This is a genomic window from Pseudomonas gebzensis (genome assembly GCF_034427815.1).
Classification (GTDB): Bacteria; Pseudomonadota; Gammaproteobacteria; order Pseudomonadales; family Pseudomonadaceae; genus Aquipseudomonas.
Genome location: NZ_JAXQNS010000001.1, coordinates 1 through 24,107 on the forward strand (window position 1 = coordinate 1; position 24,107 = coordinate 24,107).

Here is a 24,107-nt window from a genome sequence, read left to right on the forward strand (position 1 = left end):
GGCGAGCTTGAAATCACCCGTGACGGTGACACCACCACACGCCGTCCTGCGCGTCCGGACTGGCTGTTCTTGAGCGATTTGCCCAAGGCAAATCGGCCTGGAGCCACTTGCCAGTTGTCTCCCTGAACATTGCCGCCCTGCACAGCATCATCATCGACGCCCAACTCACGCCCAACGCTGCCGCGACCAGCCACTCAAGGCATCCACCGCCAGCACCAGCAATAACATGGCGAGTATCACCGTACTGGCCTGGGCCTCCTGGAACAGGCTGAGGCTCACGTAGAGCATTTGCCCCAGCCCCCCGGCCCCCACGAAACCCATCACCGTAGCCATGCGGATGTTGTTTTCCCAGCGGTACAGGGTATAAGCCAGCAGCTGCGGCCACAGGGTGGGCAGGGTGCCGTAGCAAAACGCCAGCCAGGCGCTGCCGCCTTGCAAGCGGATGGCTGCGGCAGGTTGTTCCGGCGTGTTTTCCAAGGCTTCCGCAAACAGGCGGCCCAGCACGCCTGCGGTGTGCAGCGCCAGCGCCAGCGTGCCCGCGTTGGGGCCCAGGCCTGCGGCCAGCACCATCAGTACGGCCCACACCAGCTCCGGGATGGCCCGCAAGGCGTTGAGCAGCAGACGCGTGATTCTTTGCAGCGGCCAGCCCATGCGACCGGCTGCAGGCAGCGCCAGGGCGAGACCGGTCAGCGCGGCGAGCAACGTGCCCATGGCCGACATCGCCAGGGTTTCCAGCGTTGCCCCTGCGATAGCCCACAAATGCCCTGCAGTGAAGTCAGGACGCATGAAGCGAGCGGCATAGCCTGCCATCTGGTCGAGGCTTGCGCAGGTGGCCAAGCCGGCCAGGTCGAGATCCAGATACCAGAACGAGCCAACGATCGAGAACAGGATTCCCGCGATGAGCAGGGCAGAGGTGCTGCGCCTCATGCCAGCCTCTTGCGCAGCAGGCGGCTGAGCTGGTCGGCAAGCAATACCAAAAGCAGAAAGGTCAGCAGCATGCTGGCGACTTCGGCGCCGGCGAACATGCGCATCGACAGGTCGAGCTGTTGACCCAGCCCACCGGCGCCAACGAAGCCCATCACCACTGAGGCGCGTACGGCACATTCCCAACGGTAGACGGTATAGGACGTCAGCTCGGCGATGGCGCCGGGGAGCACGCCGTAGCAGAACGCAGCCAGGCGACCCGCACCAGCCTGCGCGAGCGCCTGCCTGGGGCGTTGGTCCACCGACTCGAAGATTTCCGCATACACCTTGCCGAGCATACCGGCGTAGGTGATGGCGATGGCCATTACGCCAGCGGTGGGCCCGAGGCCGACCGCACGCACGAACAGCAGCGCCCAGACGATTTCCGGCACGCTACGCAGGAGGATCAACACGATGCGCGCGAGCCAGCGCACACACTCGCCCAGCGTGCCCGGACGGCCTTGATCGACCTTCGAGAAGGACAGTGCCCGACTCGCCAGCAGGCTCGCCGGCATGGCCAGCAGCAATGCCAATGACATGCCCGCCGTGGCGATGGCCAGTGTCTGCAACGTGGCAGCCAGCAGCAGGGTGAGAAAATCCTTGTCTCGTGCCGGCGGCCAGAAGCTTTCGAGGAAACTTCCCATCGATTGCGTGCTGTCTGGGTGTACCAGCACGCTCACATTCAGCTCGGACAGCTGTATACCTGGCCAGAGCAGGATGATGGCCAGTACGCTGAGCAGAAGGCGTGGGCCGGCGGCCGGGTCGCGCTTTTCGCTGCTTAGCATCGGGCTATCCAGGCCGCCGTTGAATGGCTGCCTTGGAGGAACGGCTGTAGTTGCTCGTTGGCGTACAGCGCATCGAGCTGTGCCTGGTCGACCTGTGCGCTGGGTAGATCGAAGGCGATCGAGCCGGCGCGGATGCCGATGACGCGAGGAAAATGCCGCAATGCCAGTTCGACCGTGTGCAGGCTGGCGATCAGGGTGATCCGCCTCGACTCGGCATCCTGACAGAGCAGCGACAGCGTATGCTCGGCCAGGCGCGGATCCATCGCCGAGACCGGCTCGTCGGCCAGCAGCAACTGCGGTGCCTGATACAGGACGCGGGCAATGCCGACCCGTTGCAGTTGGCCACCCGAAAGCTGGCTGCAGCGCACGAACAGCTTGTCGGCCATATCCAGTTTTTCCAGCTCGGCACGGGCGCCGGGGATGTCCACCGGATGCAACAGGCTGAGCAGGCTTTTACCGAGCCCCCATTGCCCGAGCCTGCCGGCCAGCACAGCAGTGACCACACGTTGGCGCGGTGGCAGCGGCGGTGCCTGGTGAATCAGCCCGACCTGCGTGCGCAAGCGCTGACGCGCCCGGGGCGACAATTGCCAGGGCTGCTGGCCAAGCACCTCCAGCTCGCCCGAACTGGGCGGCAGTGCGGTTGCCAGCAGATTGAGCAGGCTCGACTTGCCGGCGCCGGACGGGCCGATGATCGCCACCCGCTCGCCTCGTGCGACCGTAAGATTCAGATGCTGCAGCGCCTCTACGCCGTTGCCGTGGCGTAGGCCGACGCCGGCCAGACGCAGGGTCATTTCAGCAGGTCGGCGGCGCGCGCGGCTTCTTCGATACCGGTGTAGTTTTCAGGCTTGGTGTCGATGAAGCGGCTCGCTGCCTGCAGGTCCAGAATTGCCTTGTGCTCAGGCTTGGCGGGGTCGAGGGCCAGGAACGCCTGTTTGATCTTTTGCGCCAGGGCCGGATCGAGAGTGCCGCGCACTGTCCAGTTGTAGTCGAAATAGGCCGGCGTGGTGGCGAAGACCTTCACTTTGCGGGTATCGACCTTACCGGTTGCGACCAGCTTGTCCCACACGCTGGCGTTGAGCACGCCAGCATCGACCTTGCCCGCCTGCACCCAGGCAGCGGTGGCGTCGTGGGCCCCGGAATAGCCTATGCGGCTGAAGAAGGACTCTGGCTTGATGCCGTCCTTGAGCATGAAATACCGCGGCATCAGGCTGCCTGAGGTCGAGGAGATCGAGCCGAAGGCGAACGTCTTGCCCTTGAGGTCGCTCAGGGATTTGACGTCGTCCCTGGCCGTGATGAATTTGCTGGTGAACTGGGCGTCCTGCTCGCGTTGCACCAGAGGCACTGCGTTACCGGTTCTCTGCTGCACCTGAACGAAGGTGAAGCCACCCAGCCATGCCATGTCCAGGCGATCCGAGGCCAGCGCTTCGACCACGGCAGGGTAGTCCGCCACCGGTACGAACTGCACCTTCATGCCCAATTGCTGTTCGAGGTACTCGCCCAGCGGTTTGAACTTGCGCAGCAATTCGGTGGGTGCCTCGTCGGGAATGGCCGATACCCGCAAGGTCTCGGTGGCATGGCTTGCCAGGGCGAAAATGGACAGGGCAAGGCCTGCGAGCAGCGACAGCGTGCGCTTGAGCATGGTGAGTTCTCCGGTTCAATGACGGAAAAAACGAAAAGACGCCGCTGGCAGCGCCGGTAAAGAGCGTCGCGATTATAAGAGGCAGGGCGGGAAAGGCCAGCTTTGCTAGAATCCGCAACCTGTTTTTCCAATTGCAGAGAAAATCGCCATGAGTGAGCCGATCCGCCTGACCCAGTACAGCCACGGCGCCGGTTGCGGCTGCAAGATTTCCCCCAAGGTGCTGGATGTGATCCTGGCCGGCAGCGGGGCGCAGAACCTGGACCCCAATCTCTGGGTCGGCAACGCCTCGCGTGACGACGCGGCCGTGTACGCACTGGACGAAGCGCGCGGCGTGGTATCGACCACCGACTTCTTCATGCCCATCGTCGACGACCCCTTCGATTTCGGGCGTATCGCCGCCACCAACGCGATCAGCGACATCTACGCCATGGGCGGCAACCCACTGATGGCCATCGCCATCCTCGGCTGGCCGGTGAACCTGTTGCCGGCGGAGGTCGCACGTGAAGTCATTCGTGGGGGGCGGGCCGTCTGCGATGCGGCTGGCATTCCGCTAGCGGGCGGCCATTCCATCGATGCCCCGGAGCCGATCTTCGGCCTGGCGGTGACCGGTGTGGTCGAGAAGCAGCACATGAAGCGCAACGATACGGCCAAGGTGGGCAACCGCCTGTACCTGACCAAACCGCTGGGCATCGGTATCCTCACCACCGCCGAAAAGAAGTCCAAGCTGCGCCCTGAGGATGTCGGCCTTGCCCGTGACTGGATGTGCACGTTGAACAAGCCGGGCAGCCATTTCGGCAAGCTCGACAGCGTTACTGCGATGACCGACGTCACCGGCTTCGGCTTGCTAGGCCATTTGGTGGAAATGGCGGACGGTGCCGGCCTGACTGCGCGCCTCGACTATGCCGCCGTACCGCGACTGCCTGGGGTCGAACACTACCTGGCGCAAGACTGCGTGCCGGGCGGCACGTTGCGCAATTTCGACAGCTATGGCGAGCGCATCGCGGTCATCACACAGGCTCAGCGAGACGTGCTCTGCGATCCGCAGACCAGCGGCGGCCTGCTGGTTGCGGTCGACGAGGAGGGTGAAGAAGCGTTTTTGGCCACTGCCGCCCAGTTGGGTCTGAACCTTGCGCCCATCGGTGTACTGGTGGAGCGACAGCCTCACGCTGTCGAAGTGTTCTGATGCGCGAGGACGTCCGCGACTTTCACCAGCTGTTTCTCAACGACACGCCGATGATGGATACCCGTGCGCCGGTGGAGTTCGTCAAAGGCGCTTTCCCAGGCACGATCAACCTGCCGTTGATGACCGATATCGAGCGCCAGAAGGTGGGTACCTGTTACAAGCAGCAGGGGCAGGATGCAGCCATCCGGCTTGGTCACCAGCTCGTCTGCGGGGAGGTCAAGGCGCGCCGGATCGCCGCCTGGACGCAATTCGTCCAGGACAATCCGCAAGGCTATCTGTACTGTTTCCGCGGCGGCCTGCGCTCGCAGATCGTGCAGCAGTGGCTGCGCGAAGCGGGAATCGACTATCCGCGTGTGGTGGGCGGCTACAAGGCGATGCGCACCTTCCTGATCGATACCCTGGAGCAGGCCGTCGCGCAGTGCGATTTCGTGGTGCTCGGCGGTATGACGGGCACGGGCAAGACCGAGGTGCTGGCCAAGCGGCCCGACGCATTGGATCTGGAAAGTTACGCCAACCACCGCGGATCGAGCTTTGGCAAGCGTGCCACCGGGCAGCCGGCGCAGATCGATTTCGAGAACCGTCTGGCCATCGATGTCCTGAAGAAACGCCATGCCGGCATTGATCGTTTCGTGCTCGAGGACGAGGGCCGCACCGTGGGCAGCTGCAACGTGCCTATCGGGTTGTATCAAGGGATGCAGCGTTACCCGCTGATCTGGCTGGAAGACAGTTTCGAGAACCGTGTCGAACGTATCTTGCGTGACTACGTGACCGACCTGAGTGCGGAGTTCCTCGATGTGCATGGGCAAGAGCACGGCCCTGAACGGTTCGCCGAACGCCTGTTGCAGAGCCTGGACAACATCCACAAGCGTCTTGGCGGCGAGCGCCACCAGCGCTTGCGTGCGTCGATGTCAGCGGCGCTGGACGAGCAGCGTGGCTCCGGTTCGGTAGACCTGCATCGCGCTTGGATCGAAGGCCTGTTGCTCGAGTACTACGACCCGATGTATGCGCATCAGCGGCAAAGCAAAGGCGAGCGCGTCGAGTTCGTGGGGGACATCACGGCCGTCGAGCAATACCTGGCGCGACGGGACTGAGCGGAGCTCATGTATGCCCCCGTGGTCGCCTGCCTGCGCTATATCGCCGGGCAGTTCGGCCAGGCGCGCATCATTCGGCAGACGATCTGCACTTCCATCGCGCTACGTTTGAAGGTCCCGAGCTGGTCGTGCGGCTGCAAAGGTGATCCACCGCAGCGTCCAAAACCCTTGACCAAGCAGAGCTTGCCAACCTGACCAAGTCGTATCGTCCGATGCACACGCACGCAGCATTCCGCGCCTCCAACAGGTCAACTAACGACGATTACTGGCAAAATCGCCCCCTCGACCTACTTGGAGCCCTCCATGCTGCGCGCCTTCGAACGCTGGCTAGACCCATTCCCCCCTGACGAAGCACCGCCGCCACCCATGGGCCTGGCGCGCTTTCTGTGGGCCTGCACCCGTGGTGCCCGCCGCTACATCCTGATGATGGCGCTGCTCAGCGCCGCCGTGTCGATCTACGAGGCCTGGCTGTTCTCTTTCCTGGGCCAGGTCGTGGATCTGCTCTCCACCTGGCAAGCGGGCGATGTGGTCAGCGACCAGGAACGCCGAGTGCTGTGGGGCGTCGGCATCGTGCTGGTCATCAGCATCGGCCTGGTGTCGTTGCGCACGCTGGTGCAGCACCAGGTACTGGCGATCAACCTGCCGCTGCGCCTGCGCTGGGACTTTCACCGGTTGATGCTGCGCCAGAGCCTGTCGTTCTTTTCCGACGAGTTCTCCGGGCGGGTGACCACCAAAGTCATGCAGACCGCGCTGGCCGTGCGCGAGGTGCTGTTTACCCTGGTCGAAATCATCCCCGGTATCGGTGTGTACTTCGTGGCCATCGTCGCCCTGGCAGGCGGCTTCGCACCCCGGCTGATGCTGCCGTTCCTGGCCTGGCTCGCGCTGTTCGGCCTGACCTTGTGGTACTTCGTGCCGCGCCTGGGCCGTGTCGGTCAGGAGCAGGCCAATGCGCGCTCGTCCATGACCGGGCGTATCTCCGATGCCTACACCAACATCACGACCGTCAAGCTGTTCTCCCATTCCAAACGTGAAGCCCACTTCGCGCGGGCGGCGATGGAAGACTTCAAACAGACCGGCTTTCGCCAGATGCGCCTGGTCAGTCAGTTCGAGATCGCCAACCAGGTACTGGTCGTCGCGCTGATCATGGGCGCTGGCGGCTATGCACTGTGGCTCTGGCACCAGGGCGCCGTGGGTGCTGGCGCGGTGGCGGCGATCACCGCCATGGCGCTGCGCATCAATGGCATGTCGCACTGGATCATGTGGCAGATGACCTCGCTGTTCGAAAGCATCGGCACCGTGCAGGACGGCATGGACACGCTCGCCCGCGGCCCCAAGGTGCAGGATGTGCCCGATGCCAGTGTGCTGCGAACCTGCGGCGGGGCGGTGCGCTTCGATCAGGTGAGCTTCAACTACAACGGCGAACGTCAGGTGCTCGACGGCCTGAGCCTGGACATCGCCGCAGGCGAGAAGATCGGCCTGGTCGGCCGCTCCGGTGCGGGCAAGTCCACGCTGATCAACCTGCTGCTGCGTTTCTACGATGTCGACAGCGGTGCGATCAGCATCGACGGTCAGGACATCGCCCATGTGACGCAGGACAGCCTGCGCAGTGCGATCGGCATGGTGACGCAAGACACCTCGCTGTTGCATCGCTCGATTCGCGACAACATCGCCTACGGCAGACCCGACGCCACCGACGAGCAGATTCGTCTTGCGGCCACCCATGCCCAGGCCGATGGCTTCATCCAGCAATTGAGTGACAAGCACGGGCACAGCGGTTACGACACGCTGGTCGGCGAGCGCGGCATCAAGCTCTCCGGTGGCCAGCGCCAGCGCGTGGCCATCGCCCGCGTCATGCTCAAGGATGCGCCTATCCTGCTACTGGACGAAGCCACCAGCGCCCTGGATTCCGAAGTGGAGGTGGCGATCCAGGAAAGCCTCGACGAAATGATGCAAGGTAAGACCGTCATCGCCATCGCGCATCGACTGTCGACCATTGCCGCGATGGACCGGCTGATCGTCATGGACAACGGGCGCATCGTCGAGCAGGGCAGCCATACCCAGCTATTGGCCAGAAACGGCACGTACGCGCGGCTCTGGCAGCACCAGAGCGGCGGGTTCCTGGGGGAAGATCAAGGGGTGGTCGAAACGCCGGAGTGACGGGGCTTGCAGCAACGTCTATCGCCTGGCGACAAGACCTTAGAGGGCGTAAAGCTGCTCTCTGGAGCGACGGGGATGTCACTTGGGCTGCTCTGCAGCCCCTCGCGGCTGACCGGACCGGCCGCTCCCTCAGGACAGGTGCCCCCTTGTGGGGCTACTGCCGCGATGGGCCGCGAGGCAGCCCGGGTCGCGTACGTGAACGGCAAGGCCGCATGGGCGAGCCTTGCGGTTTCAGGCAAAGGGTTCGATCAGAACGCGTAACTCACCTTCGCACTGAAGGTATCGGCGTCGAAACCGCTGCTGGTCAGGTAGTTGTAAGACCCACCCACACGCCATGCGCCTACGCGGTAGTTCGCACCCAGGCCCAGCTCGTAGCTGTCACGCGCAGGGGTCGCGCCGGTGGTAGTGAACGCGTTGCCGCCCAGCAGGAAGGTGGAGGTGGTGCCCGTCTTGTCGCCGATGAAGTCGTGCCAGGCCATCAGCTTGGCTTCGGGCTCCAGGCTGCCGACGCCTACATCGAACGCGGCGGCAAGGCGAGCGCCCAGGCCCATTTCGCCGATTTCGTAACGTTGGCTGCCGACCTTGAGGGCAGCGGAGCTGCCTTTTTCGCGGTACGAATCGATCGAGATGTTGGCGTAGCGCGCGCCGACTTGAGGCTCCAGCAGCCAGTGCTTGTCGAGCTGGAAGGTGTAGCCAGCCAGCGCGTTGACGCCGAACATTTCACTGTCGTAGTCGGCCTTGGCGCGGGTCCCGGCAACGTAGCGCTTGGATTCGTTGTCGTTCCAGCCGTACATCAGCGAGGTATCAACGAAGACGTTGTCGTGGGTCCAGTTGCCATACAGGGTCACTGCATGGCCGTTGACGTCGGTTTTGTGGCCGAGGTCGGATTTGACGTTGCTGTTCAGGTAGCTGTACGCCAGGCCCACGGTGGTGTCGGCGTTGAGCTTGCCGTCGGCGCCCACGGCGATGCCGGAGGTGTTGGCGTCATAGCCTGCAACGCCATGGCGGCGGTCCTGGTCGGCATCGCTGGACAGCGCTTGCACCCACACGCCTGTGTCTGCCACGCCATCGCCGGAGGACAGGCCGCTACGCGCGGCGCTCGCGCGGTGCTGGATGGCACCTGCGACCAGATTCTGGCTGTTGGTGGCGGCATGGATCACGCCACGGCTGACATCCGGGGTCAGGTTTTCGGCCAGCTTGGCCAGCTCTTCGCGGGTGGCAGCGTTGGCAAAGCTCTGGAACACCGGGTCGTTGGCGTCCAGCTCGCCCATGACCGTGTTCTTGAGCGGGATAACGGCGTCCACCGCACCGCTTGAACCGTTTGCACCTTGCAGTTCTTCTTTGATCACTTCATCACTACGGGCGGTCACCAGGGCTTTCACGTCCTGACCCTCGATGCCGAAGTTCTTCACTTCAAGCAACGCCGAGGAGGAGACCACCGACAGGTTCTCGGGGTCTTCCCAGGTGCCGGAGTTGAGCAGGGTGTAGCGCGTGCCTTCGGCGGAGGTGCGGAAGTCATCGGAGCGCGCTTGCAGTTCGATCTGGCTGCCGGCAGAGAAGAAGGTGTTGCCGGTCACTTTCAGGATCGGTGTGTTGGGCTGCGTGTCGTTGTCCAGCAGCAGACGCAGGCGCGCGGTGGCGCTGTCCATGTCGAGGTCGCCCTGGATCGTGGTCTGCGGGCGGAGCAATGTCAGGCGGCCACCGTCGATGTCGACGAAGCCGGCGCGGATGGTCGAGCCATCGAACTTCGCATCGCCTTGCACCAGCACGCCGCTCAGGCCCTGGATGTCACCTTTTACGTCACCGCCTTGCCAGTAGAAGTACGATGGGGGTGCATCGTCGTCGGCCAGAATGGCGGCGACGCCGCCTTCGATCAGGCCACTGGTTTGGGTGAGGGAGAAGAGGTCGCCACGGCCTGCAGTGCTGAATTTGCCCTCGGTGTCGAGGTTTACCAGGTAAACACCTACGCCATCGGCTGAGATGGTCCCGCTGTTAGTGACATCGGTGTGGGGCGCAACGCCGTTACGTGGGCCCAAGAAGCGCGCGTTTTCGATCTCGATACCCGTAGCATTGTTGCCACGCGCGATGATCGTGCCTGTGTTGTTGATGCTCGATTGAGTCGAGGTAACCAGCACGGCATCCGCACGGTCCCCGGCCACTGTGATGTTGCCGTTGTTGGTCACAGCACCTGCGATCTCTGCCATGTACAGGTCAAGGCCTGTACCGCCCTTGCCGCTGACCGTGATGTCACCGTTGTTGATGACGTCGCCCGCGACAGTGGTAGCGAAGTTCACGGAAAAACCGGCCGGGAAATCGGTGGGGCTTGCAGCGGCGAGGTTGATGTTGCCTTGGTTGATCAGATTCCCTGTCAGAGTCGTCTGGACAAGCTCTACACCTGCGTTTTGCGAAGTGCCTGTGAACGTGGCGTCATTGAAAGCACCACCAGAGACGGTGTAGGCCCCCGTACTCAAGTCATGGGTGAAATCAGGTGCGGCATGAACCGTGGCAGAGGCAGCTGCAACGGAAAGCGCCAACAACGAGCGGCGCAGGGGAGACATGTTCACGGCAGTTTCCTTACAGGGCAGAAACTGGCAGCGGCCAACGGGCGCGTTAGCGTCTGTTTCTGGGCGTCCCTGCCGGCTTTTCAATTAAGTACTGATTCAAACGCGTGCAAACTTACACGATGTTTGTAGGACAATTCATTCTAAAATTAACTGGTGGCGAATAAAGATTTTAAAAATGCGACGTGTCATTTGCTTTTCTGCGCAGTTTCAATGTTATGCAGTTATCTGCGGAACTTGAGGGTTAATGTGCGGTCTTGTCACGGTTGGGCTTTAGTCAGAGCAATGAGCGGAGCGAGCAGAACACGCCGGCTTATGTTCGATTTCAGAAGTCTGAAGGATCAGTGGAGTGATCATCCACCGACGCCATAGCACTTCCCATCCCCCATCATGGCTGGCGCCTGGAACGTGGACGAACTGAGGAAGAGGCAAGTCCAAGGCGTCTTTGTAGTGCGTCGCTAATCGACCTGGAATGATCATGTCCGCTTTTGCGATGAAATGCCGTTGCGGCAATTGGGCGAGTCGATCGCGATAATCCAGCGGGTCCTGTAAACCGTCGAGTCGCGACAGCCCTCTCATCGTTGCCCACAGCCGTGGACTCAGATTGCCCGCCAAGGTTTGTACCTGGGCGATATCAGTGCGCTGAGCCGCTAGGTTCTGTACGAAAAACCTCGATACTCGCCCATGCTGCGTTGAAAACGCCCTCGGAATGCTCATGTACTCCAGTACACTCCGCTTCCTCGGCCGTTTTCGCCTTGCCTGGCCTTCGTCTCAAGGCTTTTCGTACAGAACCTAACAGCAACGCGAGTGCGGCACCGGCTGAATAGCCCACCCGTTCAAATTCCCGGTTGCCATAGCGCTGTTTCAACTGCTCCAGCGCCTGGCTGAGGCGGGTGAGCACTGCCTGAGAAAACCGTCGGTGCGTCCACAGAGCAGTTTCACACGCGTTGGCCATGACGAATTGGCAAGGCCGTGCCAGGTAGACATTGGGTGTCGGATCATCGACCGCCAGCCTTGCTACTAGCAGGTTGTGCGGACTTGGGTCCAGGCTGGGTTGGGTGGCAGTCGCCCAGGCATGGCCATCGCCCTCCAGGTAGATGCGCAGGCGCGTCGTCTTTTCTGCAGCGCGCGGCGCGACGATCAAGAGGGGGAAACCGTACCCCGGCAGGACTTCCACGTGTCGACCATGTGCATCAGCCAGCTGTTGCAGTGCCTCGCGCGGTGATTGGCAAGCGCTGATCACCCTCACCCTGCCGGTGGTAGCACGGCGGGTTTGTGTCTGCTCGCGGCAGGCGTCATCACGGGGGCGCACCATGCTCGGATCTCTGCAGCTGCAGCTTATCGGCGGCCTTCGCAGACGGATGATTCGCCAATGCGCCCTTGCTTGCACAAGTCGAGATGATCCCGGCGCAACAACCCAGCATCTTTCATGCAATAGAATCGAGTGAGCACAACATCAATGGGCGAAGTGTCGCCTACACCATCGAGGTTGACATATCCGCACGCACGCATCGCGTTATCGACATCTGTTTGTGAGGCTCCTTTTTTGTACCACTGAGTAAAATCTCCGGGCGGTGGTCGAAAGCCTCTTCCTGTGCAGCCAACCATTAAGACAGCGCAAATGCTCGATAACAGACGTGTGCTGTGCATGGTTCTATTCCTAGGGTATTGATAGGGGATGATGAACGATCATGGGGTGGCACTGATGTCCCAGGCGCGTATGTGGAGAGTCTCAACCTGAGCGATCTGAAGCGTGCCACGAAAACCGGTGTCGCGACCGTTTCGAGAAAACACTAGCGGCCCTGTGAAACTACTGTCCGGCTGATCGCTTGGACTTCTCATGAGCTAGGGTGAGCAAGACCCCGTTTACCTACCGTTCGTTAATCGTTCTTAATGTCGGCACAGCCAGCACATCGGATAAGTGTCCAGGCAGCCGCTTTGCAAAACCAGCCGACTGGACCGCGAGGGGAAAACACGAGGTGAGGCTATCCATAGCCTCAAAACACTCACAACAGACTAAATGGCGAGGTCGTCATATCGCCGCATGCGCCTGATACGCTTGGCTCGGGTTGCAGGTGTGCGACCCGAGCATAGCCGGCAAAACGCGCGCGACCGTATCCCAAATCGGCACTCAGGCAGGTGGGGTAGAAGCACGCCTGCGCTGCCGAGTACACAGACACCTTCTGCGCCACTCAGGAACCCCTTCAATGGACCCCTACGGCATCGACCGCTACCAGAAGCTGCACATCTGGATCGGTACCAACTTCGCTCCAGAAGCTGATTACCAGCGCTATTTCGACTTGGATTATTCAGTCGAGCTCGACGATCCCGCCTATCGCGTCTGTGGCTTTTGCCAAGACATGGGTCTCAGGTGGTACGACGAGGACTTCATCGGCATCATCCCGCGCCGGGAGCAGCCGGTCAGCCTCGATGAAATCCTTGCGGACTCTTCGGTCGACCCGCACCAGCTCGGCGCGCTCAAGGCCGCCTGCGAGCGGCTGGGTATCACCCATGCCAATGCGATCTTCTGGTACTCCGATGGCGGCGTGGAAGTGTCCAGGCCGCTCAAGGCCCACTACAACGGGTTGTGCTATATCGGGCTTTTCGAAGGTGACTAGGCCCTGCACGAAAAGCCTCGAGACGAAGGCCCGGCAAGGCGAAAACGGCCGAGGGAGTGGAGTGTACTGGAGTACATGAGCATTCCGAGGGCGTTTTCAACGCAGCATGGGCGAGTATCGAGGTTTTTCGTACAGAACCTAGGCCCTGCACGCCACGCCTTGATACTCGCGTACACCGTCAAACGCGAGGTGAACAGGCACCTGTGCGTCAGTCCAGCCCGGCCGTGTCCACCAGCGCCGAACACGCCAAGGCTTTCGCCCCGGCCCAGTCATACTCGCTGTGCACTCGCGACAACGCCACGAAGTGCGGACCGGAATAGAACATCTCGTACTGCAAGTGCCGTGAGCCGAACTCCGAACCTATCGCATCCCAGGCCAGCTTCATCAACTGCACCCGCTCCAAGGGCGTTGCCGTAGACGAATACTGGGTCTGTTCGACCAGCGCACGGGCTTCGGGGTGGTACAGGTCATCGACGCTGGAGGGCAGCATGATCACGCCGCCGCCAGCCAGCTTGCGCAGCGCTTCGATGAACTTCGGGTACACCGACTGGGCCACAGCCTGGCACATGTACAGGTGTTTCTTGTCCGGGATCACAAAGCCGTTCTGAGTGACCGGGCAATGGATCAGGCTCTTGAACAGCCCTTCGATCATCAGCGTATTGCAGGCCATTTCCCCGAGCATCTCGCGCACCGCCGGAAAATCGTTGACGCCGGTGATCTCGGTCATGCGCTGGGCCAGGCCGGTGAGAAAGTGCAGCTTGGTGGTGAGCCGCGCCAGGCTCTGGGTGTCCATCAGTACTTCGGCGGCGGTGCTGTGGAACTGGCGGCGGCACATGGCCGTGTCGCCGTAGACGAACAAGCGGTCCCATGGCACCAGCACGTTGTCGAAGTAGATCAGCGCGTCGTTCTCGTCGAAGCGGCTGCTCAGCGGGTGGTCGAAGGTGTTCTTGCCCTCGGCGTAGGAGGCGCGCGACAGAATCCGGATGCCCGGCGTGTTCAGCGGCAGGGCGAACGACAGCGCATAGCGCTCATCTACCCCCGGCTTGAGCGGGTTCTGTACGCCGACCAGCACCTCGTCGGCGAGCACGGCGGCGGTGCCGAGCATTTTCGCGCCTTTGACGATCACCCCGGCGTCGGTTTCCTTCACCACGCCGAGGGTGTGGTAGAGGTTGTCGGTGTGTTCGCCCGGGCTGCGCGAGCGGTCGCCCTGCGGGTTGACGATGGTATAGGTGAGGTATAGGTCGCGCTCGCTGGCGTATCGAATGTAGTTTTTCAGCGCCAGTGCGCGGTCAGGCGAGTGGGCTTGGAACACCTCGATGTGGGTCAGCATGCCCGTCAGGGCAGCCGCCACATGGTCCGGGCTGCGGCCCAGCCAGCCGAGGCTTTGCCGAGCCCAGGCGAGGGAGGCGTGGGCGCGGCCCAGCAGTTGCTCATGGCGTTGCGGCAGCTCCCAGGCCTTGCTGACCCGGCGCTCGGGGTCGAGGGCGAAGGTCATCTCATCGAGGTGCCTGGCCTGGTAGTCGTACAGGCTGGCGACCGAGGCCACCGCGCCGGAAAACGCCGGGTGCTGACTGTGGCGGGTGACACATTCGCCGTTGATGAATACTGCACGGCCATCGTCGATGGCCTGGAGATAGTGCGCGCCCGTGCGCGACAGCCCCGTGGGAGCCGCTGGAGGGGTGATCATAGTTCGAGAAACTCCAGGGGCAGGCCCAGTTCGGCGCGACCGACGTAGGTCGAAAACGACTCCCACTGCGCGCCGACATGGCCGCGGTACATCGAGACATCGCTGAAATAGCGCAGCATCCGCGTGTCGCAGCGCGCTTGTGAGGTGCCGCAGGTGCGGAACAGCAGCTCGACCGCTTCGCAGGCTTGCCGGCCGGCCTGTTGCAAGGTGCCCCAGGCGCGCACGTTGTCGGCCACGCTGATCGGCTGGCCGTCCTGCTGCCAGCGCAGCGCCAGGCGCTGGTGCTGGTCGCAGGTGTAGAGCAGGGTGGCTTCGGCGGCGTCGGTCATGGCCAGGGCTTGGCCAAAGGCGCGCTGGTACTGCGGGTCTTCGCCACGCAAGTGGCCGGGGTCGAGTGGGTGGGGCTGGGCCTTGAGCAGGCACTGGTATTCGTCCAGCGCCGCCCGCGCCGCGCCAATCACCGGTGCCAGCAGGTTGGCGTGGTAGGGCAGCATCAGGTAGCCCAGGTACAGCGGGTTGCCGTGCAGGCGGGTGCCGACGGTGCCGTTGCTGACATCCTGATTGGCGAAGAAACCGGCGAACGGCACCACCGCCTGCTCCGGCACGAACACGTCATCCAGGCGAATGCTGTTCGAGCCGCTGGCGCGCATGCCGAGGATCTCGCTGCCGCCCCAGTCGTTGAGGATGCTGAACTCGCTGCGCGGCACCAGGCAGGCCAGGCTGCGGGCCTCTGGCGTGCCGGCGCCGTCCATGACCGTGACGATGGCGTGGGTGGAATAGGTGACGCCCGTGCAGTAGGCGAACACACCGCTGATCCGGTAGCCGCCGTCGACCCGTGAGCAGTGGCCGCCGGGGAAGGCACGGTGCGGCGCGATGAACTGCCCGTCGCCGGCGAACACCTCGTCCTGTACCGCCTGCGGCCAGTGCGAGGCCACGGTCAAGGCATGCCCGGCGGCCAGCGTCAGGCTCCAGCCAAGGGCCGGGTGGCCACGGGAAATCTCGATCATCACCCGGTAGAAGTCGCCCAGACTCAGCGCGTGGCCGCCATAGCGCTTGGGCTGCAACAGCCGGTAGAAACCATGCTCACGGAACCATTGGTGCATGCCCGGGCTGTAGGTGCCCTGCGAGTCGCTCACTTCCTGTTCGGCCCGTAGCTTGTGGCGTATTTCCCGTGCGAGCTCGAGATACTCATCTACTGTACGGTCGGCCTCGTGCGCCGCCGTGACAGGGGTATTGGGGTGGCCCATGGAAATGATCCTGACGTAAGGGTGGTCAAATTTCTTTGAAACGCGCCGTGAACTGGCGCAGTACCGGCGGCTCGTAGGTAAAGTCGAGCGGGCGCAGGCTGGCAGCCCGCTCGATCACTTCCACCAGCGAGTCAGCCACGTAGTCCATGTGGTTGTCGGTGTAGGTGCGCCGTGGAATGGTCAGGCGCATCAGCTCGAACAACGCGGGCTCCTGCTCGCGGGTCTGTGGGTGGCGGCCCATCATCAGCGAGCCGATTTCCGTGGCCCGCACGCCGCTTTCCAGGTACAGCGCATTGACCAGCATCTGCGCGGGGAAATGATACCCCGGCACATCCGGGCGAATCTTGCCGGCATCGACAAACACCGCATGCCCACCGACCGGCGTCTGAATCGGCACGCCTGCGGCCTGCAAGCGATCGGCCAGGTAGGTGACCTGGCCGATCCGGCTGGCCAGGTGGTGCACGTCGCAGGCTTCCTCCAGGCCCACGGCCATGGCTTCCAGGTCACGCCCGGCCAGGCCGCCATAGGTGATGAAGCCTTCCATCGGCACGCAGCGCAGCTGGGCGGCGCGCAGCAGGTCGTCTTCTTCGCGGAAACAGCACAGACCCCCGATGTTGACCATGGCGTCTTTCTTGGCCGACATGGTGAAGATGTCGGCGTGCTGGAACATCTCCCAGACGATCTCGGGGATCGAGCGCTCGCGGTACAGCGGGTCGCGCTGCTGGATGAACCAGGCGTTCTCGGAGAAACGCGCGGCGTCGATCACCACCGGGATGCCGTGCTGGCGCGCCAGGGAGGCGGCGTCGCGGATGTTGTCCATCGCCACCGGCTGGCCGCCGACGCTGTTGCAGGTGATGGTGATGACCACCGCCGCCACCTGGTGCGCGCCCTGTACTTCGATGTCGTTGGCCAGCGCAGCCAGGTCGAAGTTGCCCTTCCAGTCGTCATGCCGCGCGGTGTCCAGCGCGGCTGGGCAGATCAGGTTGCGCACCATCGCCCCGGCAATTTCCACGTGCGCCTTGGTGGTGTCGAAGTGGTGGTTGGAAATGAAGATGGGCGCCGTGGCACCACGCGCCTTGGCGCGCTCGACCAGGCAGGGGAAGAGGATCTGCTCCGCGCCACGGCCCTGGTGGACCGGGATGGTGTGTGGGTAGCCGAACAGGCGCTCGACGGTGTCGCTGAGCTTGAAGAAGCTGCGGCTGCCAGCGTAGGACTCGTCGGCGCCGAGCATGGCGCTCCACTGTCGGTCGCTCATGGCGCCGGTGCCGCTGTCGGTCAGCAGGTCGATGAACACGTCGTCGGCACGCAGCAGAAACGGGTTGAGGCCGGCTTTTTTCAGCGCCTCCTGGCGGTACTGCGCGGTGGTGGTTCTGAGTGGCTCGACCATCTTGATGCGGAACGGTTCTGGCATACGAACGGGCATTTCTAGGGCCTCCAGGGCACTCAGACAAAAGGGGGCGGGAACGGGTGCTTCAACTGCCGACGATGCGCCGCAGCACTTCCCATTGTTCATTGCTCAGGCTCAAGCGGTCTTCCTGGTGCAGCACCGAGTTGATGCCGATCCGCGCCCGCGCGCCGTGGGTGCGCAGGTAGGCGTCGACGAACTGCGGCTGGTCGGACAGAAAGGCGATGTCCAGCTCGACCATCTCGCGCACCACCAGCAGCGGCACGGGGGAGCGCAACGGGTTGAAGTGGTCGCTGCGCAGGCCAGGTTTCGGGCAGTGCGAATAGAACTCGCCGAGCATCAGGCCGGCCGCGAGGAACTGCGGCTTGAACAGGCTGTGGTAGTGGTTGACCTGCGCCGGGTCGTCGAGGTCGTGCAGCACGCAGACGATGGTCTTGAACTGGCTGGCGGTGCCGCTCTGCGGCGCGCGTTGCTTGAAGGTCTCGATCAGGCTCAGCAGGTCGGCGGCGATGGCGTCGTCTTCACGCCCGGCCAAGCGCACGTCTGTGAGCCAGAAGGTTTCGCGCTTCATGGCCGGCGGCGACCACGGGCACACGGCGCCGCTGCGGCCCAGTTCCGGGTGCGGGTTGCACAGGTACGACACGCACCACTGGGCGATGTCGACCATCTGTTCGGAGCAGTCGGCGCCCACACCTTCCAGGGCGCGAGCGATGGGGACCAGCGTGAGCGGCGCAGCGGGGGTGTGGTCACGTTCCATCATGACGTCCTCAACAACGGTGATTGATCGAGCCGAGCGCGTGATCAACGTGGGGCACGCGGCGCGGCAGGCGCCGGGCAGGGGGCCACGGGCTCACGCAGGGCCCAGCGGCTGACCACGGCGGCAGCCAGGGTCAGCGCCGCCAGGCCGTAGGTGAGGGTGGCGAAGGCGTTGCCATAAAAACCCATGAGGGCAGGGCCGGACAGCGGATGGGCGTTGGCCTGGGCGGCGGCGAAGCTACCGGTCGCCAGTTCCCCGGCCACGGCCTTGGCGCTGCCCTCGGCCAGCACGGCGTCGAGCGGTTGCTGCAAGAGGCTGTTGAGAACCGCCAGCGCGGCGGCCACGCAGATCGCCTCGCCGCAGGCGCGCATGGTGGTGAAGATGCCGGTGGCCATGCCGGCGCGTTCGACCGACACCACCTTGATCGACAAGTCGTCCATCAGCCCCCAGGGCATCGCCGAGCCGATGCCGATCAGCAGCAGCGGCAGGCACAGCGCCAGCCAGTCGGCGCCCACCTCGATGCGGGCCAGCCAGAGCAGGCCGATGCCAGCCAGCAGCAGGCCTGCGAAACACAGGTTGGCCGACGCGATGTGGCGCGCCATCAATGCAGCCAGGAAGGGCACCAGCAGCATCGGCAGCGACAGCCCCATCATCATCAGCCCCGCCTGGCCCGCGCTCAGTTGCTCGACGCCCACCAGGCGCAGCGGCAGCAGAATCAGCAGCACGATGAAACTCAGGGCGGTGGCAATCGGCAGCAGTTGCACACCGACGAAGCGTTTGTCGGCGAACAGCGACAGGTCGAGCATGGGCCGTGCCTGACGCCGCTCGATGCCGATGAACAGCGCCAGCATCAGCACTGCGGCGGCCAGCAGGCCCATGACCGTAAGGCTGCGCCAACCCGCAGCGGGCACGTGCATGATGGCGAAAGTCAGCAGTACCAGCATGGCGGTGAAACTGAGCACGCCGGCCCAGTCGAGGTGACGGGCGTCGGGGTCGCGACTCTCGACCATGCGCGGCGCGGCCAGCCACCAGGCCAGGGCGCCGAAGGCTGCGCCGAGCAGGAAGATGGCGCGCCAGTTGAAGCACTCCACCAGCATCCCCGACACCACCGGGCCGAACGCCAGGCCCAGGCCAAAGGCGGTGCCCAGCAGGCCAAAGGCGCGGGTGCGGGCGTGACCCTGGTATTCCTGGGCCAGGGTGGCCGAGCCACCGGCCATGGTCAGCGCCGCGGCAATGCCTTGCAGGCCGCGGATCAGGTCGAGAAACACCACGTTCGGGGCGCAGCTGACCACCACCGACAACAGTGTGAAGCTGCCGATGCCCCAGCAGAACAAGCGCTTGCGGCCGTACAGGTCAGCCAGGGTGCCGGCGGCCATGATGGCGCTGCCGAAACTCAAGGCGAAGGCGTTGACCACCCAGGCCAGGGCCAGTGAACTGCCGCCCAGATCATCACCAATGGCCGACAGGGCCATGGCGGGGCCGGTGTATTCCAACGGCAGGATCAGGCCGGCCATGCACACCGCGCACAGCACCAAGGCCCGTCGCGTCGCGTCTTGCTGGGCTTCCATGGCGTCTCTCCCTCCTTCCCTGAGCCAGTAGACGGGGGATGGTATTTGAGGGATAAGTGCACTTGAAGGGGACAATATTCAAAAGAGAATTGCGGTTAATGCATGAATGATGACATTTCGCTATGGCGCCTGTTTTTTCGCATCGTCGAGCGTGGCAGCCTGACCAAAGCCGCTGATGACCACGATCTAGAGCCATCCTCGGTCAGCCGACGGATTTCCTCGCTGGAAAAGCGCCTGAACGTGCGCCTGCTCAATCGCACGACGCGGCAAGTGGCCATGACCGAAGCCGGCTCGCGGGCCTATGAGCTGATGAAACCGCTGATCGACGAGATGGAGGGGGTCATCGCCGAGCTCGACGGCGGTTCGCCGCTGATCGCCGGCACGGTGCGCATGACCGCCCCGGTGAATTTCGGCGAACGCCACCTGGTCGGCTGGCTCACCGCCTTCCAGCGTCAGCACCCGCAGGTCCTGCTGGACCTGGTGTTGTCGGACTCACGCATCGACCTGCGCGGCGAGGCCATGGACCTGGCCCTGCGGGTGGGCGAGCTGCCGGTCTCGGACATGCTCACGCGCAAGATCGGCAGCATGCCCAGCGTGCTCTGCGCCAGCGCAGGCTACGTACGCGCTCACGGTTTGCCAGAGAAACCGCAAGACCTCGCCGGCCACCGCGCCATCCTCTATTCCCTCGGCCAGGAGCGCCACCGCACCCGCCTGCGGCTGAACCGCGATGGCAAACAGGCCAGTGTCGAGCTGCAAGGGGTGTTCTACCTCAATAATGTCGGCGCGATCCTGCAGGCGGTGCGCCAGGGCGCGGGGCTTCACCCAGGGCCGCGCTGGTTGTTCCAGGAGGGAATCGATTCGGGCGAGCTGGTGCAATTGCTGCCGGAGTGGAGCTTGACCGGCCTGCCGGTGCACTTGGTACGGCTGAACAATCGGTATGAGGCCAAACGGGTCAAGGCGCTGGAGGACTGGATCGAGCAGTGCTGGGTGCGCGAGATGGTCTGAATAACGGTTTTACCCCCCCCTACAGCGGTGAGGTGGAGCGCTCGGCCTGATGGTCTGAATGCGCCTCGAATCGACTGCAGCGCCGGCGCGCGGCAGCAACGCACGCAGTGCCCCCGGTGCAGCCAGCGCGCAGCCTCCGCCATCCGGCGTGGCAGCCACCGCGATGGCTGGGCCAGGCGTCGCGACCAATGGCGTCGGTCACGCGCAGCCAAGCCCTCAAGAACCCGCCCTCCAGGCCGATGAACTGGTCACGACGCAGCGTTCGCCCAGCCGTTCATCGCCCTTGAGCAAAGTGCTGGCACCGGCCGCCGCTCGGCATCGACCGTCCCGTCGTTCTCTCCAACGCTGTTCACCTGTCGGACTTCCATGCGCCTGTTCCTCGATCCCTCCCGTGAAATCGACGCTGCCTTGCTGCGCTACCGCCGGCTGTTCGGGGTGCTGGCCCTGTTCAGCGGGGTGATCAACCTGCTGATGCTGGTGCCCTCGATCTACATGATGCAGGTGTTCGACCGGGTGCTGACCAGCCGCAACGAAACCACGCTGCTGATGCTCAGCCTGATCCTGCTTGGCTTCTTTGCCTTGAGCTGTGCCCTGGAATGGGTGCGCGGGCAGGTGATGATCCGCATGAGCGCCGGGCTCGACACGCACCTGGGCGAGCGGGTGTTCGACGCCGCCTTCGAGCGCAGCCTCAAAGAGCACAACAGCAACCCGGCGCAGGTGCTCAGCGACCTCAACAGCATCCGCCAATTCGTCACCGGCCCCGGGTTGATCGCGCTGTTCGATGCGCCGTGGCTGCCGCTGTACCTGATCGCCACCTTCCTTTTCCACCCCTGGCTGGGGGTGTTCACCGTGATCGGTTCGCTGATCCTCGCAGCCCTCGCGCTGTGGAACGAGTTGAGTACGCGCAAGAGCATGGCCGAGGCCAATCGCCTGTCGGTGGCGTCTTCGAGCTACGTCAACGGCACCTTGCACAACGCTGAGGTGATCCAGGCCCTGGGCATGCTCGCGCCCCTGCGCAGGCGCTGGTTCAACGTGCAGCAGCGCATGATCGTCGAGCAGGCCCGAGCCAGTGACCGCAGCGCGCGGATTGCCTCGCTGTCGCGTTTCGTGCGCATGACCTGGCAGTCGCTGGCGTTGGGCCTGGGGGCGATTCTGGTGATCGAGAACCAGATTTCCGCCGGGGTGATGATTGCGGTGTCGGTGCTGCTGGGTCGCGCCATGGCGCCGGCCGAAGCGCTGATCGGCTCGTGGAAACAGATGGGCAACGCCAAGAGCAGCTACCTGCGCCTGAACCGTCTGCTCAACGATTTTCCCAAGGCCAGCGTACGCATGCCGCTGCCGGCGCCCAGCGGTGCGCTGAGCCTCGACCGTCTGGTGATCACCCCGCCGGGCCAGCAGACGCCGGCCGTCAATGGCGTCACCCTGAAGCTGGCCAAGGGCGAAGTACTGGCGATCATCGGTCCGAGCGCATCGGGTAAGTCTTCCCTGGCGCGGGCCATGGTCGGCATCTGGCCGCCCCGCCAAGGTTCGGTACGGCTCGATGGTGCCGAGATCGGCCAGTGGTCGCGCGAAGCCCTCGGCCCGCACCTGGGTTATTTGCCGCAAGACATCGAACTGTTCGACGGCAGCATCGCCGAGAACATCGCCCGCTTCGGCGACGTGCAGGCCGAGCAGGTGATCGCTGCGGCGCAACTGGCCGGGATCCACGACATGATCCTGCACCTGGCCAACGGCTACGACACCCTGCTCGGCACCGGCGGGCTGGGCCTGTCGGGCGGGCAGAAACAGCGCATCGGCCTGGCCCGCGCGCTGTACGGCAAGCCGGCGCTGGTGGTGCTCGATGAGCCCAACTCCAACCTCGATGATGCCGGCGAGCTGGCTCTGGTGCAGGCCGTGCGCCAGCTCAAGGCCGACGGCTGCACGGTGGTGCTGGTGACCCATCGGCCGAACATTCTCAATGCGGTCGACAAACTGCTGTTCCTGCGCGAAGGCGTGCAGCACCTGTTCGGCCCGCGTGACCAGGTGCTCAAGACCCTGGTGCCCGCCACGCCCCCCGGCAAGCCCGCCGAAATCAGCAGCCAATCCGCCTGAGGCCGCCATGCACGCCAGCTCCCACGATCTGTCCCCCGTCGATCATCGCCCCGACGCCGATGCCGCCGGCATCGCCCGTATCGGCATCTGCTGCCTGCTGCTGGGGCTGGGCGGCTTTCTGCTGTGGGCCTGCCTGGCGCCGCTCGATCGCGGTGTGGTCGGCAGCGGCACGGTGGTGGTGTCTGGCGAGCGCAAGACCGTGCAGTCGCGCACCGGCGGCATGCTCGAAAGCATTCGCGTGCGCGAAGGCGAACGGGTCGAGCAGGGCCAGGTACTGATGCAGCTGAACACTGTACAAGCGCGCTCGCAGCTCGACGTCGCCCTCGGCCAGTGGCTCAGCGCCCGTGCTGTGGAAGACCGGTTGATGGCCGAGCGCCTCGACCTGGCGCAGGTGAAGTGGTCCGACGCGTTGCTGGCGCGCGCCAACGACCCGCGCGCGGTGGCCGCCATGGAGCTGCAGGGTTACCTGTTCGCCACCCGGCGTGCGGAGCTGGCCAGCCGGCTGCAGATCAGCCAGCACGAAATCGCCTCGCTCAACGACCAGCTCAAGGGCTTCGAAGAGATCAGGCGCAACCACGCCGCACAGGCGCAGTTCCAGCAGCAGTCGCTGCAGGGCATGCGCGAGCTGGCGCGCGAGGGCTACTTGCCGCGCAACCGGCTGTTCGAGGCCGAAAGCAGCGCGGCGCAATTGGGCGCGCAGCTGGCGGCGAGCATTTCCGACATCGGCCGCACCCGCCAGGGCATCAATGAAAGCCAGCTCAAGGGGTTGCAGCAGGCCCAGCAGTTTCGCAGCGACGCCGAGACCCAGCTGACCCAGGTCAGCGCACAGACCTCAAGCTTGCTCGACCAGATCAAGTCACTGGAATTCGACGTCAACAGCGCTGCCATCACCGCGCCCGTCAGTGGCCAGGTGATGGGCATGACCGTGCACACGGTCGGCGGCATCGCCCAGCCCGGCCAGCGCCTGATGGACATCGTGCCGCAGGGTTCGAGCTGGGTGGTCAAGGCGCAGTTTCCGCCCATGATGGCCGATCGCTTGAAACCTGGGCTGCCGGTGGACGTGCGCTTCGGCTCGTTGCAGCGGGTGCATACGCCGGTGATCGTTGGCCAAGTGGCGACCGTCTCGGCCGACCAGTTGGTCGATGAAAAAACCGGCTCTGCGTATTTCTCGGTCGAGGTAGCGGTCAGCCCGGAAGCGGTGATTGGCCTGCGTGAATTGGGCCTGGACATCAAGCCGGGCATGCAGGCCGAAGTGCTGGTCAAGACCGGCGAGCGGACCCTGGCCAGCTACCTCATGCAACCGGTCGCCGAGCGCATGGCCGGCGCCTTGAAGGAAGAGTGACCGTGCGC

At 64.0% G+C, this 24,107-nt stretch carries 18 protein-coding genes and 2 pseudogenes; 7 read left to right on the top strand and 13 right to left on the bottom strand.

Annotated features, from left to right (window positions below):
- Nucleotides 1–165: 165 nt before the first annotated feature.
- From phnE (SJI00_RS00005) to SJI00_RS00020, 4 genes are read right to left on the bottom strand one after another with little or no spacing between them, the layout of a single operon-like run.
- Entirely contained in the window at nt 166–927 is a 762-nt protein-coding gene (phnE, locus tag SJI00_RS00005) for a phosphonate ABC transporter, permease protein PhnE (protein WP_322459733.1), read from the bottom strand.
- Nucleotides 924–1,748, bottom strand: coding sequence for a phosphonate ABC transporter, permease protein PhnE (phnE, locus tag SJI00_RS00010; protein ID WP_322459734.1), 825 nt, complete (start codon nt 1,746–1,748; stop codon nt 924–926). Before phnE (SJI00_RS00010) ends, phnE (SJI00_RS00005) begins: the two co-directional genes overlap by 4 nt.
- Nucleotides 1,742–2,539 (bottom strand): phosphonate ABC transporter ATP-binding protein, encoded by a 798-nt coding sequence (locus tag SJI00_RS00015; RefSeq protein WP_322459735.1) that lies wholly within the window; start codon nt 2,537–2,539, stop codon nt 1,742–1,744. The genes phnE (SJI00_RS00010) and SJI00_RS00015 overlap by 7 nt, the downstream gene beginning before the upstream one ends.
- Nucleotides 2,536–3,387: a putative selenate ABC transporter substrate-binding protein gene (locus SJI00_RS00020; RefSeq protein WP_322459736.1), complete on the bottom strand. Its 852-nt coding sequence runs from the start codon at nt 3,385–3,387 to the stop codon at nt 2,536–2,538. Before SJI00_RS00020 ends, SJI00_RS00015 begins: the two co-directional genes overlap by 4 nt.
- 148 nt (nt 3,388–3,535) lie before the next feature.
- On the opposite strand from SJI00_RS00020, the gene selD reads away from it, so the two are divergent.
- The 3 genes from selD to SJI00_RS00035 all read left to right on the top strand — a co-directional run bounded on the left by selD (nt 3,536) and on the right by SJI00_RS00035 (nt 7,818).
- Complete coding sequence (gene selD / locus SJI00_RS00025; RefSeq protein ID WP_322459737.1) at nt 3,536–4,570, top strand: selenide, water dikinase SelD; 1,035 nt, start codon at nt 3,536–3,538, stop codon at nt 4,568–4,570.
- Nucleotides 4,570–5,661, top strand: a complete 1,092-nt coding sequence (gene mnmH, locus SJI00_RS00030) for a tRNA 2-selenouridine(34) synthase MnmH (RefSeq protein WP_322459738.1) — start codon at nt 4,570–4,572, stop codon at nt 5,659–5,661. Before selD ends, mnmH begins: the two co-directional genes overlap by 1 nt.
- 303 nt (nt 5,662–5,964) lie before the next feature.
- Entirely contained in the window at nt 5,965–7,818 is a 1,854-nt protein-coding gene (locus SJI00_RS00035) for an ABC transporter ATP-binding protein (RefSeq protein ID WP_322459739.1), read from the top strand.
- Nucleotides 7,819–8,066: 248 nt separating this feature from the next.
- Here the strand turns inward: SJI00_RS00035 and SJI00_RS00040 are convergent, their stop codons facing one another.
- From SJI00_RS00040 to SJI00_RS00050, 4 genes and pseudogenes are all read right to left on the bottom strand, one after another.
- A complete protein-coding gene (locus SJI00_RS00040; protein ID WP_322460441.1) occupies nt 8,067–10,376 on the bottom strand; it encodes an autotransporter family protein in 2,310 nt (769 codons plus the stop codon).
- Between the two features lie 276 nt (nt 10,377–10,652).
- Nucleotides 10,653–11,033: pseudogene (locus SJI00_RS22465) on the bottom strand (hypothetical protein); the annotation flags it as partial.
- Between the two features lie 142 nt (nt 11,034–11,175).
- Nucleotides 11,176–11,628: pseudogene (locus SJI00_RS00045) on the bottom strand (alpha/beta hydrolase); the annotation flags it as partial.
- Nucleotides 11,629–11,717: 89 nt separating this feature from the next.
- On the bottom strand, nt 11,718–12,029 hold the full coding sequence (locus tag SJI00_RS00050) for a hypothetical protein (RefSeq protein ID WP_322459740.1): 312 nt from the start codon (nt 12,027–12,029) through the stop codon (nt 11,718–11,720).
- A 557-nt stretch (nt 12,030–12,586) separates the two neighbouring features.
- On the opposite strand from SJI00_RS00050, the gene SJI00_RS00055 reads away from it, so the two are divergent.
- Complete coding sequence (locus SJI00_RS00055) at nt 12,587–12,997, top strand: immunity 22 family protein (protein WP_322459741.1); 411 nt, start codon at nt 12,587–12,589, stop codon at nt 12,995–12,997.
- A 208-nt stretch (nt 12,998–13,205) separates the two neighbouring features.
- On the opposite strand, the gene SJI00_RS00060 is transcribed toward SJI00_RS00055, so the two are convergent.
- The 5 genes from SJI00_RS00060 to SJI00_RS00080 are packed head-to-tail and all read right to left on the bottom strand — an operon-like array spanning nt 13,206 to nt 19,661.
- Nucleotides 13,206–14,684, bottom strand: coding sequence for a 4-hydroxyphenylacetate 3-hydroxylase family protein (locus SJI00_RS00060; protein ID WP_322459742.1), 1,479 nt, complete (start codon nt 14,682–14,684; stop codon nt 13,206–13,208).
- Nucleotides 14,681–15,931 carry an acyl-CoA dehydrogenase family protein gene (locus SJI00_RS00065; RefSeq protein ID WP_322459743.1) on the bottom strand — a complete coding sequence of 417 codons (1,251 nt, stop codon included), beginning with the start codon at nt 15,929–15,931 and terminating at the stop codon, nt 14,681–14,683. Before SJI00_RS00065 ends, SJI00_RS00060 begins: the two co-directional genes overlap by 4 nt.
- Nucleotides 15,932–15,956: 25 nt before the next feature.
- The gene (locus SJI00_RS00070) at nt 15,957–17,354 is read right to left on the bottom strand and encodes a tryptophanase (protein WP_322459744.1); all 1,398 of its coding nucleotides are present in this window, start codon (nt 17,352–17,354) and stop codon (nt 15,957–15,959) included.
- A 49-nt stretch (nt 17,355–17,403) separates the two neighbouring features.
- The gene (locus SJI00_RS00075; RefSeq protein ID WP_322459745.1) at nt 17,404–18,093 is read right to left on the bottom strand and encodes a DUF6875 domain-containing protein; all 690 of its coding nucleotides are present in this window, start codon (nt 18,091–18,093) and stop codon (nt 17,404–17,406) included.
- 44 nt (nt 18,094–18,137) lie between these two features.
- Entirely contained in the window at nt 18,138–19,661 is a 1,524-nt protein-coding gene (locus SJI00_RS00080; RefSeq protein ID WP_322459746.1) for an MFS transporter, read from the bottom strand.
- A 102-nt stretch (nt 19,662–19,763) separates the two neighbouring features.
- On the opposite strand from SJI00_RS00080, the gene SJI00_RS00085 reads away from it, so the two are divergent.
- The 3 genes from SJI00_RS00085 (at nt 19,764) to SJI00_RS00095 (ending at nt 24,099) form a co-directional block, all read left to right on the top strand.
- Nucleotides 19,764–20,666 carry a LysR family transcriptional regulator gene (locus tag SJI00_RS00085; RefSeq protein WP_322459747.1) on the top strand — a complete coding sequence of 301 codons (903 nt, stop codon included), beginning with the start codon at nt 19,764–19,766 and terminating at the stop codon, nt 20,664–20,666.
- Between the two features lie 366 nt (nt 20,667–21,032).
- A complete protein-coding gene (locus SJI00_RS00090) occupies nt 21,033–22,757 on the top strand; it encodes a type I secretion system permease/ATPase (protein WP_322459748.1) in 1,725 nt (574 codons plus the stop codon).
- A 7-nt stretch (nt 22,758–22,764) separates the two neighbouring features.
- Nucleotides 22,765–24,099: an HlyD family type I secretion periplasmic adaptor subunit gene (locus SJI00_RS00095; protein WP_322459749.1), complete on the top strand. Its 1,335-nt coding sequence runs from the start codon at nt 22,765–22,767 to the stop codon at nt 24,097–24,099.
- The last annotated feature ends 8 nt before the right edge of the window (nt 24,100–24,107 follow it).

Bases quoted from the DNA above. Each gene is read 5' to 3' on its own strand.
- SJI00_RS00085 (WP_322459747.1), top strand. From the start codon at position 19,764: ATGAATGATGACATTTCGCTATGGCGCCTGTTTTTTCGCATCGTCGAG.
- SJI00_RS00090 (WP_322459748.1), top strand. From the start codon at position 21,033: ATGCGCCTGTTCCTCGATCCCTCCCGTGAAATCGACGCTGCCTTGCTG.
- SJI00_RS00035 (WP_322459739.1), top strand. From the start codon at position 5,965: ATGCTGCGCGCCTTCGAACGCTGGCTAGACCCATTCCCCCCTGACGAA.
- SJI00_RS00020 (WP_322459736.1), bottom strand. From the start codon at position 3,387: ATGCTCAAGCGCACGCTGTCGCTGCTCGCAGGCCTTGCCCTGTCCATT.
- SJI00_RS00015 (WP_322459735.1), bottom strand. From the start codon at position 2,539: ATGACCCTGCGTCTGGCCGGCGTCGGCCTACGCCACGGCAACGGCGTA.
- SJI00_RS00060 (WP_322459742.1), bottom strand. From the start codon at position 14,684: ATGATCACCCCTCCAGCGGCTCCCACGGGGCTGTCGCGCACGGGCGCG.
- SJI00_RS00075 (WP_322459745.1), bottom strand. From the start codon at position 18,093: ATGGAACGTGACCACACCCCCGCTGCGCCGCTCACGCTGGTCCCCATC.
- SJI00_RS00040 (WP_322460441.1), bottom strand. From the start codon at position 10,376: ATGTCTCCCCTGCGCCGCTCGTTGTTGGCGCTTTCCGTTGCAGCTGCC.
- phnE (WP_322459733.1), bottom strand. From the start codon at position 927: ATGAGGCGCAGCACCTCTGCCCTGCTCATCGCGGGAATCCTGTTCTCG.
- mnmH (WP_322459738.1), top strand. From the start codon at position 4,570: ATGCGCGAGGACGTCCGCGACTTTCACCAGCTGTTTCTCAACGACACG.
- SJI00_RS00095 (WP_322459749.1), top strand. From the start codon at position 22,765: ATGCACGCCAGCTCCCACGATCTGTCCCCCGTCGATCATCGCCCCGAC.
- selD (WP_322459737.1), top strand. From the start codon at position 3,536: ATGAGTGAGCCGATCCGCCTGACCCAGTACAGCCACGGCGCCGGTTGC.
- SJI00_RS00080 (WP_322459746.1), bottom strand. From the start codon at position 19,661: ATGGAAGCCCAGCAAGACGCGACGCGACGGGCCTTGGTGCTGTGCGCG.
- SJI00_RS00065 (WP_322459743.1), bottom strand. From the start codon at position 15,931: ATGGGCCACCCCAATACCCCTGTCACGGCGGCGCACGAGGCCGACCGT.
- SJI00_RS00055 (WP_322459741.1), top strand. From the start codon at position 12,587: ATGGACCCCTACGGCATCGACCGCTACCAGAAGCTGCACATCTGGATC.
- SJI00_RS00070 (WP_322459744.1), bottom strand. From the start codon at position 17,354: ATGCCCGTTCGTATGCCAGAACCGTTCCGCATCAAGATGGTCGAGCCA.
- phnE (WP_322459734.1), bottom strand. From the start codon at position 1,748: ATGCTAAGCAGCGAAAAGCGCGACCCGGCCGCCGGCCCACGCCTTCTG.
- SJI00_RS00050 (WP_322459740.1), bottom strand. From the start codon at position 12,029: ATGCACAGCACACGTCTGTTATCGAGCATTTGCGCTGTCTTAATGGTT.